We start from the raw sequence: 19,388 nt of genomic DNA on the forward strand, positions 1-19,388 counted from the left end.
CGCCTGCACCGGGGCCGGCGCGGGCGTCGTGACGGGAGCGGCAGGCGCCGGCGCGGCGGCCACCGGTTCACCGTTCTGCGGTCCGCAGGCGGTGACGACCATCGCGGCGCACAGCGCACTCAGGACCACGCTCGGGGTGTACCAGCTGTTCGCGTTCATGTTGCTTCCTTTCGCTGCCGGCACCGGCCGGTGGATGCCGCGGATCGTCGCGCAGCGGCGAGAAAGAAGCTGTCGCCGCGGGCCGCGTCGCGGCGCAGGAAGCCAGCGTTCGCGGCTGTAGGGCAACGCCGACGCGCACCGAGGCATCGTGAGCAGATGCAACGACTGTAGGCACGCTCCTACGTTGAGTTGCAGCCTCGGCCGATGGCAGCGGCGCCATGTGCACGCGACGATGCCTGCCATGCTCCCCACTCCGTGGGAGCGCTCGCCGAGGAGCAGTGACGATGGCAAGCGATGCAGATTGGCTGGAAGACGTGCGGCGCTGGGCCCTGGGCGAACCGCAGCCGCACCGGCCGGCAGCCGAGCCCTCCGACGTGTCGACAACGGCCTTGCCGGACGATCTCGGCTACGAGGCCGCCCACCCGGCACTGCAGGCCCGCCATTGGCCCGATGCGTTGCCGTCCAAGCCATGAAAGCCGCAGCTGCACTGGATCGCCTGCCGGCGCTGTCCGCGTGGCTGGAGAACCTGCCCGAGAAATGGCGCTCCGAGAACGCACTGATCCTCGCCGCGCTGGCCCTCTCGGCCGTTGTCCTGATCGCGTTCTGCGTGGTCGTCTCGGGCGTGGTGCGCAGCGCTGAGCAGCAACACCAGCAAGCCGGGCAGGCGGTCGTCGCCGAGCCGGCCGATCGATCGAGCTGAACCTGCCGCGCCAGGGCCTGTCGACACTAGAACAGCTCGACGTCCCCGATGATCGAGTCGTCCTCGAGCGCGCCGCTGGCCACCAGCGCCGCATGGCTGCGCACCTGGTTGCGGCCGTGGCCCTTCGCGTAGTACACCGCCTTGTCGGCCCGTTCGAAGGCACCGCTCGGGGTGTCGCCGGGCTTCACCTCGGTGAAACCGATGCTGATCGTGATGCGCCCGACCTGCGGGAACGCATACGCCTCGGTGTTCTGCCGCATCCGCTCCAGCGCCATGGCCGTGTCTTCCTCGCGGGCACAGCGCATCAGCACGACGAACTCCTCGCCGCCGAACCGGTACAGGCGGTCGTGGAAACGGAAGCTGCTGCGCATCAGCCGCGACAGCAGCAGCAGCACCTCGTCGCCGATCAGGTGGCCATAGCTGTCGTTGACCGACTTGAAGTGGTCGATGTCGATCACGCCCAGCCAGTAGTGCTGGTGCGATGACGGCGGCGCGCGGCGCGTGTCGGCGTGCGACACCAGCGCCGGCGTGTTGGTCGCCTTCAGGAAGCTCTCGTCGAAGGTCTTGCGGTTCAGCAGGCCGGTCAGCGTGTCGCGCTCGCTGTAGTCGAGCAGGCCTTCGAAGTTGCGGTAGATGCGCAGGATGCTGCAGACCAGTCGCTGCGATTCGTCGCTCATCGCCGCCTCGGTCTCGACCTCGAGCACGCCGACCACCTCGCGGTCGGTGCTGACGGCGAAGATCGTGAGGTGGGGCGTGCCGGGCACCGCGAGCACCGTCTGCCCGTTCATCGCCTGCAGCCGCGCCGGGAAGGCGTCGAGCTCGGGCAGGCTGTCGACATCGGCCCACACCGGATCGGCACGCGCCACGGCATCGTGCTGCCCCAGGTGGGCCCGTGTCAGCCAGCGCTCCTGCCCCTGGTCGCCGACGCTGCGGTAGATCGCCACCGTCAGGGGGCGCAGCAGGTCGCGCAGCGCGCCCACCAGGGTCACATCGAGAATGTCGCGGTCGCGAAACCCCGTCAGCTCGGCGAGATGGTCGACCAGCTCGGACATCGGATGTTCTCGTGTGAGCGCATGGTCGACAGGTTACGCCAAGGTGACGTCGGCCGTGTAGCGCCCGATCAGGGCCAGCAGGTCTTCTTCCGAATACGGCTTGCCGAGGTAGTGGTCGACGCCCAGCTCGGCCGCATAGTCGCGGTGCTTCTGTGCGATCCGCGAGGTGATCATGATCACCGGCAGGTCGCGCAGGCGCGCGTCGGCGCGGATGTTGCGCACCAGGTCGAAGCCGTCCATGCGCGGCATCTCGATGTCGCTCAGCACGACCTGCGGCAGGTCCTCGGCCAGGCGTTCGAGCGCGTCGATACCGTCCTTGGCGAGCTGCACGCGGTAGCCTTCGCGCACCAGCAGGCGCTGCGTGACGCGGCGCACCGTCAGCGAATCGTCGACCACCAGCACCAGCGGCGCCAGGCGTTGCGGCGCCTCGGCGGCCGCCGCTTCGATCATCTGCGCCTGCGTCGGCGCCTGGCGTGCCGCCAGCGTCGCGGCACGGGCCGCATCGCCATACAGCGTGGCCAGCGCCACCGGGTTGTAGATCAGCGCGACCGCACCCGAGGCCAGCAGCGTCATGCCCGCGAGACCCGGCAGGCGCGACAGCTGCGGCCCGAGGTTCTTCACGACCACTTCCTGGTTGCCCAGCACTTCGTCGACGTGCAGCGCGATGCGTTGCTGCGCACTGCGCACCACCACCACCGGGCGCATGCGGGTCACTTCCTGGCTGATGGCCGTCTGCTGCAGCAAGGCGCCCAGCCAGAAGAACAGCAGCGAACGGTCGCCGACCGTGAAGGTGCCGCTCGCGTAGGCATGCTCCAGCTCGTCCACCTTGGCGCGGCGCACGATCTCGATCAGCGTCGCGGGAACCGCGACCACCGTGCCGCCGCAGCGCAGCATCACGACCTGCGTCACCGCCGTCGTCAGCGGCAGCAGCAGCTTGAAGCTGGTGCCCTGGCCGACCGAGGTCGCGGTCTCGATGCGGCCGCCCATCGCGTTCACTTCGGAGCGGACCACGTCCATCCCGACCCCGCGGCCGGCCAGCTCGGTCACCTGGTCGGCGGTCGAGAAGCCCGGCGTGAAGATCAGGTTGGCCAGCTCGGCATCGCTCTTCGATTCATCGGCCTTGATCAGGCCCATCGCGATGCCCTTGTCGCGGATGCGCATCAGGTTCAGGCCGGCGCCGTCGTCGCGGAATTCCACGCCGACTTCGTTGCCTTCCTGGTGCAGCGACACGACGATGCTGCCGGCTGCTTCCTTGCCGATGCCGGTGCGCACGTCGGGGCGCTCGATGCCGTGCGTCACGCAGTTGCGCAGCAGGTGTTCGAAGGCCGGCGTCATGCGGTCCAGCACGCCGCGGTCGATTTCGATCGAGCCGCCGACGATGTCCAGGCGCACCTGCTTGCCGGTTTCCTTCGCGGCCTGCCGCACCACGCGGTACAGGCGGTCGGAGGCGCTTTCGAACTCGACCATCCGGGTGCGGAGCAGGTCATCCTGCAGGTCGCGCGTCAGGCGGGCCTGTGCCGCCAGTTCGTCTTCGGTCGTTTCCAGCGTGCGGTGCAGCGTGCGCTGCACGGTGGCCACGTCGTTCACCGACTCGGCCATCATCCGCGTCAGTTCCTGGAAGCGCGTGAAGCGGTCGAACTCCAGCGGGTCGAACGACTGGGCCTGCGCCTTCGCCTGCTCCAGCCGCGAGCTCATCTGCGTCTCGGCCTGCAGCTCGATGTCGCGCAGCTGGCCGCGCAGGCGCTCCAGGTTGTCCGTCAGGTCGGACAGCGAGCCGCGGATGTTGCCGACCTCGGCCTCGATCCGCGAGCGCGTGATGCTGACCTCACCGGCCTGGTTGACCAGCCGTTCGAGCAGCGGGCCGCGCACGCGCACCGCGGAGTGCGTCGGCGAGATGGCCTGTTCGACCGCCGCAGCCACCGCCGTCGGCGAGGCGGCGAAGCGCGACCAGTCGATGTCGCCGCCTGGCACCTGGGCCTGGGCGGCAACGCGTGCAGGGGTCAGCACCGGGGCGGCGACCGGCGGGGTCGCCGGTTTGGCCACCGGGGCGGCAACCACCGGCGCGGCCACGACAGGAGCAGGGATGGTCGGTGCCAGCGGCTCGATGAACGGCGCGGCCTCGGCGGCCAGCGGCGTCGGTTGCGTCACCGGCGCAGGGGTCGGCTCGGCCACCGGCGGGGCGACGGGCACCACAGGAGCGGCAACGACAGGAGCTGCCACGACCGGCGGCGCGGTGAACACCGGCATCACCGGTGCCGCCACCGTCATCGGTGCCAGCACCACCGGTGGGGCCACCGGCGGACGGGCGACCGGCGCGGGCGGCGGTGCGACCGGCGCAGCGGCCGCTTCGGCGTACGCCTGGGCGTCGCGCGAGCGCAGCGTCTCGAAGGCATGCGCCAGGCCGTCGGCACGGCCTTGCAGCGCCTCGACCTCCTGCGTGGTCGCCGGCGCCGCCTGCTGCAGCAGGTGCTCGATGCGGGTTTCCAGGCGGTGGGCCATTTCACCCAGCCGCATGGCACCGGCCAGGCGGGCACCGCCCTTCAGCGTGTGCAGCGTGCGCATGCAGGCCGCGGCCGCCGAGTTGTCGGTCGGGCGGCGCGACCACTCGCGCAGCTTGGTCGCCAGTTCGGGGATCAGCTCCTCGCCCTCTTCCTCGAAGATCGGGAACAGCTCGGCGTCGACGGCATCGATCGCGTCGATGTCGTCGTCATCGTCGTCACCCTCGTCGTCGACGTCGACGCGCACCGGGGCCGAGCGCTGCGGCTCGGCCGCGAGCGGCGAGAACGCCTTCAGCTCGGGCAGGCCGAGGCCGGCGAAGTTGGTGTCGTTGGTGCCGAACGAGCCTTCGGCCGCGGCCGACAGCGCTTCGGGGTCGAATGTCTCGGCAATCTCGGGAACCTCGAGGACGGCCGGCAGCTCGGGTGCCAGCGCCATCGGCTCGCTCAGCACGATCTCGGGGGCCGTCTCGAAGGCCGCCAGGTCGTCGAACGACACGTCGAGGTCGCCGAAGCCTTCTTCCGGCTGCGGTGCCGGGATGTCGTCGGTCGACGGCGAGGCCTGCGCCACCTCGGCCGCCGCGTTGGCGGCCTCGAGGCGACGGGCCGAGCTGATCTCGTGCGCAGCCAGGCGCTCCAGCAGTTCCGGTGCGGCGGGCTTCAGGAAGCCGGCGGCGAACTGGTGCAGCAGGCGGCGCACTTCCTCGGCCGAGTCGACGAACAGGCGGGCTTCGTCGGTCGTGCCGGCGCCGATCGCCTGCGAACGCATCAGCGAATGCTCGAGCAGCCGCGCGAGGTGCGACAGCTCGCTGAAGCCGACCGTGGCCGAACTGCCTGCCAGCGAGTGCGCGAGCGCGATCGGCATTTCGCCGATCGGGCGGTGCAGCTCCATCGCCCACTCGGCGACTTCGGTCGTCAGGCGGCGCGACAGCTCGTCGGCTTCGTTCAGGTAGATGTTGAACAGCGGGATGCCGATGCGCAGCGGGCCGACGATCTTGACCTGGTCGTCGTCGGACAGCGGCGCCGCAGCCGATGACGGCGACAGCTCGGTGACCAGCGGCGTGGCCTCGATGGCCTGTGCGCTGCCGAAGAAATCGTCGCCCAGGTCGAGCTCGATCAGCTCGACCGAATCGGCCGACAGCAGTTGCGGCTCGATGCTCTCGGCGACCGGCAGCGGCTCGAGCACGGCGTCGATCGGCGCGGCCGCGCCGAGCTGGTCGAGCATCGAGGTGTCGGGCAGTTCGATGCTCGGCAACGAGCCGGCCGGCGCGACGGCGGCCGGGGCCTCGTCGAACGCGCCCAGGTCGAGGTCGAACGACAGGTCGGCCAGCGGGAGCGGCTGGGAGGGCGCAGCGGCGACCGGCGGCGGCGCCACCGGGCGTGTTGCGGGCGGCGTGATCGACAGCGGGGTCAGCGGCGCCGGTGCCGACACCGGTGCGGTGATCACCGGCCTGGCGGCCACCGGCGCAGCGGCGGCCGGCTTCGCAGCCGCGGCGTCGCCGAACGACAGCGACATCAGCGGGACCGGCGCGGCCGGGCCGGCCTTGATCGGCGGCACCGGATCGCCACGGCCCAGCGCGTCGGCGGCGGCCTTCACCACCGCGGCATGGAAGCCGGTGACGTTCTGTGCGGCGATCGCATCGACCCACTTCGCGAAGTAGGCGAGCGCTTCGTTGGAGAAATTCAGCAGCGTCGGGTCGGCGGCCTTCTGGCCGGCCAGCCAGGTGTTGTAGACCTGCTCGCAGGCCCATGCGGCATCGCCGAAGTCCTTCAGCCCGACCATGCGCGAGCTGCCCTTCAGCGTGTGGAATGCGCGGCGCACGGTGGTCTGCTGCTCGACGTCGGCGCTGGCATGCGCCAGCGTCTTCAACGCCGTCTCGGCGGTCTCGATCACCTCGCGCGCTTCCTCGAGGAAGATCTCGCGCATCTCGGGATCGTCGCCGAGGTCGGTGGCCATGCTGGCCGGTGCCGCCGACAGGGCCGGCTGCACCTTGGCCGGCGCGGCCTCGGGCATGTCGAGCACCGGGTCGGTGGCGGTGTGGACGAAATCGGACAGCGCCTCGGAGAGCTGCTCGCGCGCGGCCGCCACCTCTTCGGTGTTGTGCGAATGCGCGATCGCGTCCTTGGCATGCTCGACGGCGGCGACCAGCTCGGGCTGCGCCGCGGCCTGCGCTTCATGCGACAGGAGGTCGAGGTCGCGCGTGACTTCATCGAGCGGCACGTTGTCGCTCGCCGCGGTGAGCGACAGCGACTGCGCCTGCTCGATCAGGCGCGGCTCCACCGGCGCGGGCGCATGCGCGATCGCGAGGTTGGAGGCCTGGCGCGCGGCGGCGCTGCGGCCCATCAGCGGGCTCAGYGTGCCGGCCTTGCTGTCGAACACGAACAGCGACTTCGCCATCTGCGGCTGCACGCTGAGCATGTCGATCAGGAAACCGAGCGCGCCCAGGTTGCCGGCCAGCCGGTCGAAGGTGCCCGACTGCACGACCTGCTGCGGGTCGACCTCGGTCGTCATGAGGCCATCGACGTCTTCGCGCATGCGCAGCACGGCATGCGAGGCCTGGTCCATGCCCAGCACCGACAGCACGCCGCGCATCGCGGACAGCTGGTTCGGCACCGGCACCAGCAGCTCGCGCTGCGCCGGGTTGCGGAAGAACTGGTCGATCGACTTCTCGGCCTCGGAAAGCGAGGCGCGCAGTTCCTGCACGACGCTGCCCATGGTCTGGCGGTCGGAGACGCGGCGGTACAGCTCCTCCATCCACGCTTCGAGCGGGTCGGGGGTGTTGCCGGCGCGCACCGAGGCGATGCGCTGCGCGAGCCGGCGCACGCGGGCGGCCTGCTCGGGGTGGTCGAAATCGGCATCCTCGAGCGAGGCTTCGAGGTACAGCACGCTGGTCGCGACTTCCATCGCGAGCGCGGCTTCGGGCGCGGCATTGGACTGCTGCGTCTGCACGACGGCCTGCTGCAGCTCGTCGGCCAACAGCTCGCCGCTCGGGTACAGGCGCTTGACCGAATCGCCGACCAGCGAGAACTGCTCGGCCAGGCCGCTCATGCGGTGCATTTCGCCGCCGGCCACCGACGACCAGGCATCCTTGGCGGTGGAGACGCGCTTGCGCGCCTGCACGATCAGCGCCGGGTCGAAGCGACCGAGGCGGCTGGTGTCGTAGTCGACCGGCAGGTGCTGTGCGAGGCCATAGGCCACGCGAACCGCCGCCAGGCGCGGCGTCTTGCGGCCGTCGCCGGGCGAGGTGGCCTGCGCGCAGAAGAACAGCAGGTCCTGCGCGAGGCGCTCGGAGACATCGGGCTGGCCGCGCTCCAGCGTGCGCAGCTGCGCGAGCAGCCGCGAGGCCACGCGCTTGGTGTGCAGGTCGCCCTTCAGCAGGCCGTTGGCCTGGCCTTCGAAGAAGGCGGCCGCGAGCTTCCACAGCGTGGAGTGGGTCAGGTCGGAGGCCTGCGCACCGAGACCGGCGCAGATGTCGCTCATGCGCTGCACGGCCGGCATCGGCTCGCCGCGCATGATCAGCAGCAGCTGGCGTTCCATCAGGCCGCGGGCGATCGAATCGGGGGCGCGCGGCTTGACCGAGGTGTCGGTCGGCAGCTCGCGCCAGCGCCAGTCGATGTTCCACAGGTCGGCGGGGTGCACGCGCTCGGCACCGGCCAGCGTCTGCACCGCCTGGTACTGCGGGAACAGCGCGAGCGGCGAGACCGGCTTGTCGGCCAGCAGGCGCTGCAGGTAATCGAGCAGCGCGAACGAGGCGCGCTCGATGGTGTCGACCTCGGCCGACGTGAGCTTCTGCGGCTTCGCGACGAAGCGCTGCACCGCCGCCTCGCTGGCGGCCAGCAGTCGTGCGACGGCCGGCAAGCCGACCATTTCGAGCGCGCCGACCCCTTGATGGATCTGCTGCCGGGCCGTGCGCAGCACCGACGGATCGACGGCGTCGACGTCGGAGCCGCTGTTCGCCTCGGCTTCCTTCACGTAGCGGCGCAGCGCCTTGTGGGCGGTGTCCAGGGACTTGCGCAGTTCTTCGTGAACCCACGCGAGCGCGCTGAGGTCGTCTGTCGTCTCACTCATGGTGTCGCTCATCGTCGCGTTGGGGGCGGTGGCAATCCATTTGATGCCTGTGTGGAGTGAAGGGCTGCGGCCCCGATCAGGACGATCCAGGCCGCAGGCAACACACTAGCTCAACCGATCTTGAACCGTGCAACGGATTGCTTCAGTTCCTCGGCCGTCCGGGACAGCTCGCGCACCATCTGTGCGGTGGAGCGGGTACCTTCACCGGTCTGCTCGGTCACCGCGAAAATGTGCTGGATGTTGGCCGCCACCACGTTGGCCGATTCGGCTTCGCGGGACGCCTGGCTGGAAATGTGCGCAATCAGGTCGGCAAGCTGGCGTGACACGCGGTCGATGTCGCCCAGTGCGTTACCTGCCGCGTCTGACAGCCGGGTTCCTTCCACCACGCCCTGCGTCGAGCGCTCCATGGCCGCCGCAGCATCCTGGGTGTCGGTCTGAATGGTCTTCACCAGGGCCGCAATCTGCCGCGTCGCGTCGCCGGAGCGTTCTGCCAGCCGTTGCACTTCTTCCGCAACCACCGAGAAGCCTCGACCCGCTTCACCGGCCGATGCGGCCTGGATGGCGGCGTTCAGTGCCAGCACGTTCGTCTGTTCGGTAATGTCGGAAATCAGTTCGGTGATTTCGCCAATCTCCTGCGACGACTCGCCCAGCCGCTTGATCCGCTTGGAGGTTTCCTGGATCTGGTCGCGGATCGAGTTCATGCCGCCGATCGTGTTCTGCACCGCGGTCAGACCGGTCTCGGCAGCTTGCAGCGATTGGCGCGCCACCTGGGCCGTCTGCTGCGCCTGGCTCGACACGTCGTTGATTCGGCCTGCCATCTGCAACACCGACTCGCCGGTTTCGCGAATCTCGCGCAGCTGCTCGTCGGAGGCGGCCAGCAGTTCGGTCGACGTGGCTTCCACCTGCTGCGTCGTTTCGGTCACCCGGCCCACCGTGCCCTGCACCTGCGACACCAGCGTGCGCAGCTCTTCCACCGTGTAGTTCACCGAGTCGGCGATGGCGCCCGTGATGTCTTCCGTCACGGTGGCCTGCTGTGTCAGGTCGCCTTCAGCAACCGTCTGCAGTTCGTTCATCAATCGCAGAATGGCCGCCTGGTTCGCGTCGTTGACGCGCTTGGCTTCCTGTTCCTGGCGTTCTGCTTCGAGCCGCTGGTTCTCGGCGAGCGCGGCACGTTGCGCCTGGTCTCGCACATACAGCTGCAGGAAGCCCGCACCGCCGAGGGCCAGCACGACGGCCGACAGCACCAGCAGGCCCAGGTTCACGACGTTGAAGCCGGTGACGGTGGACAGGCGGTCCTGCACCGTCTCAAGGCCCTTGCGCAGCGGTTCGCTGTCGCCAATGATCGCGGACTGCGCTTCACGGGCCGACACCAGGCCCTGCAGGTTGCCCAGAATCGAGCTGGCCTGGGTGCGCGTCTCTTCGTATTGCTTCAGCAGCGCGGTCAGGCGYTCCTTGGTCTGCGGGTCCTTGGTGCCCGGCAGGCGCAGTTCGGCGTTGCCGTTCGACAGGCCGTCGGCGATTTCGCGGAACGAGTTCAGGTCCTTGCCCAGCAGGAACACGGCCTCGGGGCTCACGCCTTCCATGGTCAGGAATTCGTTGGCCGACTTGCCGATGCGCTGCGTCAGCATCACGAGCTGGCCGACGGCCGACAGCTCGGCCGGCGAGGCTTCCTGCTGCAGCTTCAGCGACGACACCGTCTCGGCGATTTCCAGCAGGTCGGACGACTGGCGGTTGATCGCGCGCAGCGCTTGGCCGACCTGCGTCAGGATCTTCTGCTGCGCGAGCACGGTGTTCGCGTTCTTCTCGGCGCGGTCGATCAGCGGCAGCAGCGGCTCCAGCGTGTCCTGCACGACGCCCGGCGCCGCATCGACGTTCTGGTCACCCTTGGCCAGGCCGCGCACGTTGCGCGCCAGCACCTCGGTACTTTCCTTCACCTCGGGGAAGGCCTGCGCGCTGCCGATCAGGGCCTGCGACACCGACTTCGCCAGACGCTGCGACTGCATCAGCGCCTGACCGGAGTAGCCCACCTGGGCAGCGCCCTTGTTGGCCTGGTTCAGCGAGCTGATCGTCATGCCGACCAGGCCGACGAGGCCGAGCAGCACCATGACGCCCAGCACGCGCTGCTGCTGTCCGACCGGCCGGTTGCCGATCAGCGGCACGCCGGTGCCGGACATCAGCGCGGCGTTGTCGCCGCTCGGCAGCCGGGTTTCGGAGAAATCGGCGAGTTCGGACGGCGCAGCCTCCGAGATGATCGACGAGTCGAGGTTCACCGTGTTGGCGCCACCGTCCGGCCGCCCATCGTCACCGTGCCCCAGGTCGAGGCCGGCCACGTCGTCCAGCGCAACGGCACCGTCGGCGCCATATGCGTCGTCACGGCCTTTGCCCTTGCCTTTGATTTTGTTCAGGAAGCTCATAGGTGCCTCGTTGCGTCGTCTTGGGTAATGCAGTCAGGAGGGCCGGCGCGGGTGCGCCTCAGCCTGCGATCTTCAGGAAAGCGGCCTCGGTGGCCAGCTGTGCCAGGTTCAATTCGCGCCAGAGGCGTTTGCCTTCGTCGCGGTAATGCGTTCCGACGAAAGCCGGCTTGGCCTGTCCGTCGTCGGGTTCGGGCGTCAGCTGCTGCAGGTTGCGCAGGCCGGCGAGCCGGTCCACCAACACCGCGCAGTTGATGTTCAGTTCGGAGTTGAACGCGACGAACCAGGACTGCTCGCGCACCGGCTCGTTGCCGCGCACGCCCAGGAAGCCGGCCAGGTCGACCACCCCGTGCAGCCGGCCGCGCAGGTTGGCCACGCCCATGAACCAGCGGCTGGTGTACGGCACCGGCATGGCAGGCGCGAACGGGAAGATTTCACCGGCCTCCTGCAGCGGGAACAGGAACCCGTGGCTGCCGCACTCGACGGCCAGCCAGGCGCGGCCGCGCTCCTGCGTACGCGCCGCCTGCAGCCTTTCGGCCAGGCGACTTTGCAGTTCGCGCAATGCTTCCTTGTTGGCCATTCAGTTCTCTGCCTGCGGGGCGACGTGTGACGGTGAGGTGGGGGGACGGATGCCGGCGGCGTTCAATCGAACGCGCGGATCTTCGACACCAGCTCGTCGGCGTCGACGGGCTTGACGATGTAGTCGCGTGCGCCCTGGCGCATGCCCCACACCTTGTCGGTTTCCTGGTTCTTGCTGGTGCACATGATCACCGGCACGTCGGTGAAGCGCGGGTCGCGCGTGATCGCACGGGTCAGCTGGAAGCCGTTCTGGCCGGGCATGACCACGTCCATCAGGATCAGGTCGGGCTTTTCCTCGCCCAGCCGGCGCATCGCGTCTTCGCCGTTCTCGGCAGTTCGCACCGCGTAGCCGCGCTTGGTCAGCAGCTCCGACAGGTAGTGCAGTTCGGTCTTCGAATCGTCGACCAACAGAATCTTCTGAATCGCCATCGTCTTACTCCTTCAACTCTCTTGCAGGGCAACGTTACCGGGAAACAGCAGGTGTGCGCATCAGGCGCGGGCCGGCCGGTGCTGTGCCACGGCTTGCAGCAACTGGTCCTTGGTGAACGGCTTCGTGAGGTAGTCCTCCGAGCCGACCATCCGTCCGCGTGCCTTGTCGAACAGGCCGTCCTTCGAGGACAGCATGATGACCGGCACGTCGGCAAATTTCGCGTTTCGCTTGATGATGGCGCAGGTCTGATACCCGTCCAGGCGCGGCATCAGGATGTCGCAGAAGATCAGGTCCGGGGCGTGGTCGTTGACCTTGGACAGCGCGTCGAAACCATCTTCCGCGAGCAGCACGGTATGGCCGCCCTGCTTCAGGAAGATCTCCGCGCTGCGGCGGATCGTGTTGCTGTCGTCGATCACCAGCACCTTGATGCCTGCGATGGCTTCATTGCTCACCGAGAATCCCCTCAATGACTGAATGCGGCCGTGGCACCTGCCCGGCACGCCATGTAAGAGCCTCAGCGACCATCAGATCTGGACCATTTCGAAATCTTCCTTGCGTGCGCCGCATTCCGGGCAGGTCCAGTTCATGGGAACGGATTCCCATGCGGTGCCCGGTGCGATACCGTGTTCAGGATCCCCTGCAGCTTCGTCGTAAATCCACCCGCAGATCAGGCACATCCAGGTTCGGGTACCGCTGAGGTCATTGCTCACTTTGTTTTTGTCGCTTCACTACAATGAGAAAAGATTGTAGCGACGCAGATTGACAAAAAACCATTGATTCCTGGGCACCTACGCCACATTCCTCACATTTTTCTAGAAGTCAGTGCCGGCAAACCCGACTCGTCTTCACCTTCCTGACGGACCCCCCATGACCCCAGACGCCCCCCCCGCGGACCCTCAGGCCGACCCGAACCAGGAAGCGCCCGCACCCGCCTGCGTGATGACATTCAACGCGAGCGACCCGAGCGGCGCCGGCGGCCTGGCCGGCGATGTCGCGACCATTGCGGCGATGGGCGCGCATGCGCTGCCGGTGGTCACCTCGATCGTGCTGCGTGACACCGCCGAGGTATTCGACCACAGCGCGATCGACGCCGACGTGGTGGTCGAGCAGGCCCGCAGCATCCTCGAGGACGTGAGCATCGCCGCCTGGAAGGTCGGCTTCCTCGGGTCCGCCGAGGGCGTCAGCGCGGTCGCCGAGGTGCTGTCCGACTACCCCGAGGTGCCGCTGGTCGCCTACATGCCGAACCTGTCGTGGCTCGAAGAGGACGACCAGCAGGCCTACCTCGACGCGTTCCGCGAGCTGGTGCTGCCGCAGACCGAGGTGCTGGTCGGCAGCCACCAGACGCTGACCGATTTCCTGCTGCCCGAGTGGAGCAGCGAGCGCCCGGCCTCGCCGCGCGAGCTGGCGGTGGCCGCGGCGCAGCACGGCACGCGCTTCGTGCTGGTCACGAGCGTGCCGCTGCCCGACCAGTTCATGGACAACGTGCTGGCCTCGCCGCAGGGCGCGATCACCGGCGAGAAGTTCGAGCGCTTCGAGGTGAGCTTCGTCGGCGCGGGCGACACGCTGTCGTCGGCGCTGGCGGCGCTGCTGGCCGCCGGCAGCGAGCTGCACGCGGCGGTCGGCGAATCGCTTGCGTTCCTCGACCAGGCGCTGGACGCCGGCTTCCGCCCCGGCATGGGCAACGTGATCCCCGACCGCTTCTTCTGGGCGCTGCCGCCCGGTGAAGAAGGCGAGGAAGGCGAGCCCGGCAGCGGCGCCGCCAACGACGACGAGGCGCCCAAAGACCCCCGGCATGTGCACTGAGACAGCCTGAGATGACGAAAACCAACGAGAGTCTGTTCGAGCGCGCCCGCCGCGTGATCCCCGGCGGCGTCAACTCGCCGGTGCGCGCGTTCCGGGCCGTCGGCGGCACGCCGCGCTTCATCGCCCGCGCGCAGGGCGCGTACATGTATGACGCCGAGGGCACGCGCTACATCGACTACATCGGCTCCTGGGGCCCGATGATCCTCGGCCACGGCCATCCAGCGGTGCTCGAGGCGGTGCAGAAGGCCGCGCTCGACGGTTTCTCGTTCGGCGCCCCGACCGAGCGCGAGATCGAACTCGCCGAGGAGATCCTGAAGCTGGTGCCGAGCCTCGAGCAGATCCGCCTCGTCAGCTCCGGCACCGAGGCCGCGATGAGCGCCATCCGCCTCGCGCGCGGCGCCACCGGCCGCAACCGCATCGTCAAGTTCGAGGGCTGCTACCACGGCCATGCCGATGCGCTGCTCGTGAAGGCCGGCTCGGGCCTCGCCACCTTCGGCCACGCGACCAGCGCCGGCGTGCCGGCCGAGGTGGTGCAGCACACGATGGTGCTCGAGTACAACCACCTGGCGCAGCTCGAGGAAGCCTTCAGTCTGCACGGCCGCGACATCGCCTGCGTGATGATCGAGCCGATCGCCGGCAACATGAACTTCATCCGCACCCAGTTGCCGTTCATGAAGCGGCTGCGCGAGCTGTGCACGCAGCACGGCGCACTGCTGGTGTTCGACGAGGTGATGACCGGCTTCCGCGTCGGCCTGCACGGCGCGCAGGGCCTGTACGCGCGCGCGCTGCCCGGCTTCGAGCCCGACCTCAGCGTGTTCGGCAAGGTGATCGGCGGCGGCATGCCGCTGGCGGCCTTCGGCGGCAAGCGCGCGGTGATGGAGCAACTGGCGCCGCTCGGCCCGGTCTACCAGGCCGGCACGCTGTCGGGCAACCCGGTGGCCACCGCCTGCGGCCTGGCGACGCTGCGCGAGATCCAGCGCCCCGGCTTCTTCGAGGCGCTGTCGGCGCGCACCCGCAGCCTGGTCGACGGCCTGGCCGCGGTCGCGCGCGAGAACGGCGCGCCCTGGTCAACCGACTGCGAAGGCGGCATGTTCGGCTTCTTCCTGGCCGACACGCTGCCGCAGAACTACGCGACCGTGATGGCCACCGACAAGGAGCGCTTCAACCGCTTCTTCCACGGCCTGCTCGACCAGGGCGTGTACATCGCCCCGGCGCTGTACGAGGCCGGCTTCGTCAGCGCCGCCCACACGGCCGAAGACATCGAGACCACGATCGCCGCGGCACGATCCGTGCTGAAGTAGCGGCATGCACATCCACATCCTCGGCATCTGCGGCACCTTCATGGGCGGCGTCGCCGCGCTCGCCCGCGAAGGCGGCCACCGCGTCACCGGTTGCGACGCCGGCGTCTACCCGCCGATGAGCGACCAGCTGCGCGCGCTCGGCATCGAGTTGATCGAGGGCTGGGGCGCCGACCAGGTCAAGCTCGCGCCCGACCTGTTCGTCGTCGGCAACGTGGTTTCGCGCGGCAACGAGCTGATGGAAGCCATCCTCGACGCCGGCCTGCCGTACACCAGCGGGCCGCAGTGGCTGGCCGAGAACGTGCTGCAGGGCCGCCATGTCTTGGCGGTCGCCGGCACGCACGGCAAGACCAGCACCACCTCGATGCTGGCGTGGGTGCTGGAGCAGGCCGGGCTGAAGCCGGGCTTCCTGGTGGGCGGGGTGCCGCAGAACTTCGGCGTGTCGGCGAGATTGGGCGAAGGCAAACCCTTCGTGATCGAGGCCGACGAATACGACACCGCGTTCTTCGACAAGCGCAGCAAGTTCGTGCACTACCGCCCGCGCACCGCGGTGCTGAACAACCTCGAGTTCGACCACGCCGACATCTTCCCGGACCTGGGCGCGATCGAGACCCAGTTCCACCACCTGGTGCGCACGGTGCCGGCGGCCGGCCGGCTGGTCGTCAATGCGCGCGAGGAGTCGCTGCAGCGGGTGCTGGCGCGCGGCTGCTGGAGCGACGTGGTGCGCTTCGGTGCCCGCAAGGAAACGCCCGGCGCGCTGCGCGCCCGCGGCGAGCCGCATGCGTTCGACGTGCTGCGCGGCAGCCTGAAGATCGCGCACGTCGAGTGGCCGCTGCTGGGCGAGCACAACCAGCTGAATGCGCTCGCGGCGATTGCCGCGGCCGAGCACGTGGGCGTCGATCCGCAGGTCGCCGCGAAGGCGCTCGCCACGTTCCAGAACGTGCGCCGCCGCATGGAGCTGCGCGGCGAGGCCGGCGGCGTGAAGATCTACGACGACTTCGCGCACCACCCGACGGCGATCCGCACCACGGTCAACGGGCTGCGCCGCAAGGTCGGGCTGGAGCGCATCCTCGCGGTGCTGGAGCCGCGCTCGAACACGATGAAGCTCGGCACGATGAAGGCCCAGCTGCCGTGGTCGCTGGAGGAGGCGGACCTGTCGTTCTGCTACCAGGGCAACCTGGGCTGGGACGCGCGCGAGGCGCTGGCGCCGATGGGCGACAAGGCGGTGGTGTGCGACACCATCGAAGCGCTGGTGGCCGCGGTGCGACGGGCCGCGAAGCCCGGCGACCACGTGCTGTGCATGAGCAACGGCGGGTTCGGCGGGGTTCACGACAAGCTGCTGGCTGCTCTGTCGGCTTGATTGCTGGGCTTGCGAGGTTTCTGCGCGAGCAAAGGCGCGGGCTGGGGGTGTGGGGCTCAGGAAACACGCATGACGCCCCCCGGGTGACAACCCGGGGCCAATCCTCATTTGTTCGCTTGTCACCTTCCCAAGGCAGGGCGGTGGCACGAAGGCGCGTGCGGGGAGGCTGTGGAGCGCCAATCAGGACGGGTCGCCGGAGCTGGCTGGTTTCATGGCCCGCGTGCGCAGCACGCTTCGTGAACTGACTGTCGCCCACTGTTTGACCACAACGAACGAAGTGAGTGGCGGGAGTTTGGGCGACGGGCCATGAAACCAGTCAGCGGAGGGGAGTCATCGCCCCCGGGGCGATGACCGACCCGGCCGGCGAGCCACAGCCTCGCCGCACGCGCCTTCCGCTCGAACGCACGAACGCACGAACGCACGAACGCACGCACGAACGGGATCAGCTTCGCAGCATGGAGGCCTTCAACGCCTCATTGAGCGTCGACAGGCTGTCCTGCAGATGCGCCCGGCTCTCGATCGACAGCTTCGGGCTGTTGACCGCGCCGCGCAGTTGCCCCTGCAGCTCGACCGCCTCCATCCGCACCAGGCTCAGCGCATCCGGCGGCAACGTGCCGGCACCGCGGATCAGCAGTGACTGCACGCGGCGCAGGTGCTCGCGCTGCAGGTTGCGGCGCAGCCGGTCGATGTCGCTGCCGGTCTTCAGCTCGCTCCACACCGAGCCCTGCAGCGTGCCGTACACCTCGGCCAGCGAGATCACGTTGCGCTTGTTCGCATCGGCCACGTACAGCGGCAGGTCCAGCAGCCGCGATGCGGTGCCCGGGCTCATCAGCCGGTCGAGCGCCGTCACCTGCACCTGCAGCACCGCCGCCGGAATGCTCACCGGCCCGCCACGGTCCCACTCGTTGTAGTCAGGCGACAGGCTGGCCAGGAACTGCGGCTTGAAGCGGAAGCTGTCCGCGTTGAACAGCCCCTTGGCCAGGAACTGCAGCGCATCGCGCTGCTTGGCCGGCGCCACCGGCGCATAGGCCGGCCGGTTGGTCGAACCCGGCAGGTCACGCACCGTGTTCATGCCGCCGACGTACTTGCCGACCAGGTCGGCCGCGCGGTTGAGCTGCTGGAAGCCGCTGAGCAGCACCCGGCGCTGGCGGATCGCCTCGTCGCCCGGCTGCGGCGTGCGGTCCTGCACCCGCTGCCACAGCTCGCGCGACAGCAGCAGCCGCTTCTCGTAGTACGCGAGCGGGTCGTCGCCCAGGTCGAAGCGGTTGACCAGCGGGTCGATGCCATCGTTGCCGCGCTGGCCGCCGGCCTCGGCGTCGTCCGAATAGGCGAGCAGCGGATCGGTGCTGCGCCCCGCGATGCGCGCCAGCTCGCCCGCCTCGTCGGCCGGCGCCACCGGCTTGTAGGCGTACTCGATCGCCCAGTAGTCGTAGGGCCCCAGAGTCGTGTTGTTCAGGCTCGCCTGCTTCTCGCCGGCCAGCGCCAGGTTGTAGGCGTTGTAATCCATCACCGAGCCGGAGATGCCCTTGCTCTCGGTGAAGCCCTTGTCCTGCAGCTGCGAGCGGCTCACCACCGTCGACGCCTTGAAGTTGTGCTTCAGCCCGAGCGTGTGGCCGACCTCGTGCATCACGACATCCTTGATGCGCGACTGCACGAAGGCATCCGCCTCCGGGCCGTCAGGCGCGATCTCGCCGCGCGCTTCGAGCAGGTCCATCGCGAAGTCCATCTCGGCGGCGGCCTCCTGCGCGTAGTTGCAGTAGTCGGCACCGCCGAACTTGCTCCACGCGGCGAAGGTGGGCGAGGGGAAGGACGCCGCAGAGGCCTGGGCACGACCCACGTCCTCGACCAGGAAGCGCCGCGCGCCGCGGCCGAACACGTCGCTCATGCCGATGTCGGCATCGATGATCTCGCCGGTGCGCGGATCGGAATGGCTCGGGCCGATCGCGAAGCCGACGTCGGCGCCGGTGAACCAGCGGATCGACGCATGGCGCGCGTCCATGTTGTCCCAGTCGGCATCGTCGGGCTGCTGCTTCGCGACGATCGCGTTCTTGAAGCCGATGCGCTCGAAGGCCTTGTTCCATTCCAGCACGCCGGCCTCGACCGCCCCGCGGTACTGCACCGGGATGTTCTTGTCGAGCCAGTAGACGATCGGCTGCTTCGGTTCGGACAGCTCGGCCTGCGGATCCTTCTTCTCGAGGCGCCAGCGGGTCACGTAGTGCAGCCGCGGGTTGGCCTTGGTGTCGGTGGTCAGGTCGGTGACGACATCGAAGAAGTGGCCGAGGCGCGGGTCGGTCTTGCGCGGCGCCATCGCCTCGCCGAGCTTCGCGAAGTTGTAGACGTAGCCGATGAACATGCTGCGCGGGTCCGGCGTCGTCTGCGGCGGCGTCGGGCTGGGCACCGGGCTCGGCACCAGTGGCGGCGCGGGCAGCCGCGAGGTCGCGAAGTGCATGCGCGCGTTCAGCGTCGTCAGGTCGTCGGTGACGCGGATCTTCTCGAAGTACGAGTTGCCGCGGTCGAGCGCGAACGGCAGGCGGAACGCGGTCTCGATCGCGGTCGAGTAGCCGGGCATGTCCGACAGCAGGAAGTTCGCGTCGACCAGCACCGACTTGCGCTGCGGGTGCGGCGCGCTGACGATGGTGGCCGCGCCCAGCAGGCTGTTCGAGAACGCCTGCTCGACGCTCGCCTGCATCGCCGGGGTGGTGCCGACGTAGTTGGTGTTCAGCGCCACCAGCTGGATCAGGTTGCTGCCGATCTTGCGGAAGCTGGCGAGCCACTGCGGGCCCATCTGGCTCGCGTACAGGCCGCGCTCGCCGATCGAGTTCGAGATGTTGATCGACAGCATGAACGGCTGGTCCAGCCGCTCGACCGGGATCTCGAGCCAGGTCTTCTCGTCCTTGCGCCACACCGGCACGAAGCCGTCCTGGCGGGTCGCGCCCTTGATGATCTCGTCGAAGGGCTTCGGGGCGGCAGGGTCGAGCCGGACCACGGTCGCGCCGGGGGCCGAGGCCGCCGAGGCGGCGGCTGCCGCGGCC

The 19,388-nt window shown here is 69.1% G+C and carries 13 protein-coding genes; 5 read left to right on the forward strand and 8 right to left on the reverse strand.

Features of this window, described 5'->3' with window-relative positions; translation table 11 throughout:
* Positions 1–443 precede the first annotated feature (443 nt).
* Together AC1DXV_RS18595 and AC1DXV_RS18600 are read left to right on the forward strand one after the other, a co-directional pair.
* A complete protein-coding gene (locus AC1DXV_RS18595; protein ID WP_477874035.1) occupies positions 444–632 on the forward strand; it encodes a hypothetical protein in 189 nt (62 codons plus the stop codon).
* Entirely contained in the window at positions 629–859 is a 231-nt protein-coding gene (locus tag AC1DXV_RS18600; protein ID WP_477874037.1) for a hypothetical protein, read from the forward strand. The genes AC1DXV_RS18595 and AC1DXV_RS18600 overlap by 4 nt, the downstream gene beginning before the upstream one ends.
* A 26-nt stretch (positions 860–885) precedes the next feature.
* Here the strand turns inward: AC1DXV_RS18600 and AC1DXV_RS18605 are convergent, their stop codons facing one another.
* From AC1DXV_RS18605 to AC1DXV_RS18635, 7 genes are all read right to left on the reverse strand, one after another.
* The gene (locus tag AC1DXV_RS18605; protein ID WP_477934902.1) at positions 886–1,911 is read right to left on the reverse strand and encodes a GGDEF domain-containing protein; all 1,026 of its coding nucleotides are present in this window, start codon (positions 1,909–1,911) and stop codon (positions 886–888) included.
* A 33-nt stretch (positions 1,912–1,944) separates the two neighbouring features.
* Entirely contained in the window at positions 1,945–8,475 is a 6,531-nt protein-coding gene (locus AC1DXV_RS18610) for a hybrid sensor histidine kinase/response regulator (protein WP_477934904.1), read from the reverse strand.
* A gap of 110 nt (positions 8,476–8,585) precedes the next feature.
* A complete protein-coding gene (locus AC1DXV_RS18615; RefSeq protein ID WP_047509917.1) occupies positions 8,586–10,889 on the reverse strand; it encodes a methyl-accepting chemotaxis protein in 2,304 nt (767 codons plus the stop codon).
* Between the two features lie 58 nt (positions 10,890–10,947).
* Positions 10,948–11,466, reverse strand: coding sequence for a chemotaxis protein CheW (locus tag AC1DXV_RS18620; protein WP_477864410.1), 519 nt, complete (start codon positions 11,464–11,466; stop codon positions 10,948–10,950).
* A 62-nt stretch (positions 11,467–11,528) separates the two neighbouring features.
* A complete protein-coding gene (locus tag AC1DXV_RS18625) occupies positions 11,529–11,894 on the reverse strand; it encodes a response regulator transcription factor (RefSeq protein ID WP_047509914.1) in 366 nt (121 codons plus the stop codon).
* Positions 11,895–11,954: 60 nt separating this feature from the next.
* Positions 11,955–12,347 (reverse strand): response regulator, encoded by a 393-nt coding sequence (locus AC1DXV_RS18630; protein ID WP_073463030.1) that lies wholly within the window; start codon positions 12,345–12,347, stop codon positions 11,955–11,957.
* Positions 12,348–12,419: 72 nt separating this feature from the next.
* Positions 12,420–12,572: a rubredoxin gene (locus AC1DXV_RS18635; RefSeq protein WP_082004612.1), complete on the reverse strand. Its 153-nt coding sequence runs from the start codon at positions 12,570–12,572 to the stop codon at positions 12,420–12,422.
* A 190-nt stretch (positions 12,573–12,762) separates the two neighbouring features.
* Between AC1DXV_RS18635 and thiD the strand changes: the two genes are divergently transcribed.
* Genes thiD through mpl form a run of 3 tightly spaced genes read left to right on the forward strand, consistent with a single transcriptional unit; the run spans position 12,763 to position 16,356 of the window.
* Positions 12,763–13,698, forward strand: coding sequence for a bifunctional hydroxymethylpyrimidine kinase/phosphomethylpyrimidine kinase (gene thiD / locus AC1DXV_RS18640; RefSeq protein WP_477864411.1), 936 nt, complete (start codon positions 12,763–12,765; stop codon positions 13,696–13,698).
* Positions 13,699–13,709: 11 nt separating this feature from the next.
* Entirely contained in the window at positions 13,710–14,999 is a 1,290-nt protein-coding gene (gene hemL / locus AC1DXV_RS18645) for a glutamate-1-semialdehyde 2,1-aminomutase (RefSeq protein WP_477864412.1), read from the forward strand.
* Between the two features lie 4 nt (positions 15,000–15,003).
* Positions 15,004–16,356: a UDP-N-acetylmuramate:L-alanyl-gamma-D-glutamyl-meso-diaminopimelate ligase gene (gene mpl / locus AC1DXV_RS18650; protein ID WP_477864413.1), complete on the forward strand. Its 1,353-nt coding sequence runs from the start codon at positions 15,004–15,006 to the stop codon at positions 16,354–16,356.
* A 442-nt stretch (positions 16,357–16,798) separates the two neighbouring features.
* Here the strand turns inward: mpl and AC1DXV_RS18655 are convergent.
* A partial coding sequence (locus AC1DXV_RS18655; protein WP_477934906.1) for a zinc-dependent metalloprotease occupies positions 16,799–19,388 on the reverse strand: 2,590 nt, incomplete at its 5' end.

It is taken from the genome of Rhizobacter sp. P3_C12, from assembly GCF_056402735.1.

Excerpts from the sequence above, each read along its gene's own strand:
- AC1DXV_RS18595 (WP_477874035.1), top strand. The coding sequence starts at position 444 with ATGGCAAGCGATGCAGATTGGCTGGAAGACGTGCGGCGCTGGGCCCTG.
- AC1DXV_RS18600 (WP_477874037.1), top strand. The coding sequence starts at position 629 with ATGAAAGCCGCAGCTGCACTGGATCGCCTGCCGGCGCTGTCCGCGTGG.
- AC1DXV_RS18605 (WP_477934902.1), bottom strand. The coding sequence starts at position 1,911 with ATGTCCGAGCTGGTCGACCATCTCGCCGAGCTGACGGGGTTTCGCGAC.
- AC1DXV_RS18620 (WP_477864410.1), bottom strand. The coding sequence starts at position 11,466 with ATGGCCAACAAGGAAGCATTGCGCGAACTGCAAAGTCGCCTGGCCGAA.
- AC1DXV_RS18625 (WP_047509914.1), bottom strand. The coding sequence starts at position 11,894 with ATGGCGATTCAGAAGATTCTGTTGGTCGACGATTCGAAGACCGAACTG.
- AC1DXV_RS18635 (WP_082004612.1), bottom strand. The coding sequence starts at position 12,572 with ATGTGCCTGATCTGCGGGTGGATTTACGACGAAGCTGCAGGGGATCCT.
- thiD (WP_477864411.1), top strand. The coding sequence starts at position 12,763 with ATGACCCCAGACGCCCCCCCCGCGGACCCTCAGGCCGACCCGAACCAG.
- hemL (WP_477864412.1), top strand. The coding sequence starts at position 13,710 with ATGACGAAAACCAACGAGAGTCTGTTCGAGCGCGCCCGCCGCGTGATC.
- mpl (WP_477864413.1), top strand. The coding sequence starts at position 15,004 with ATGCACATCCACATCCTCGGCATCTGCGGCACCTTCATGGGCGGCGTC.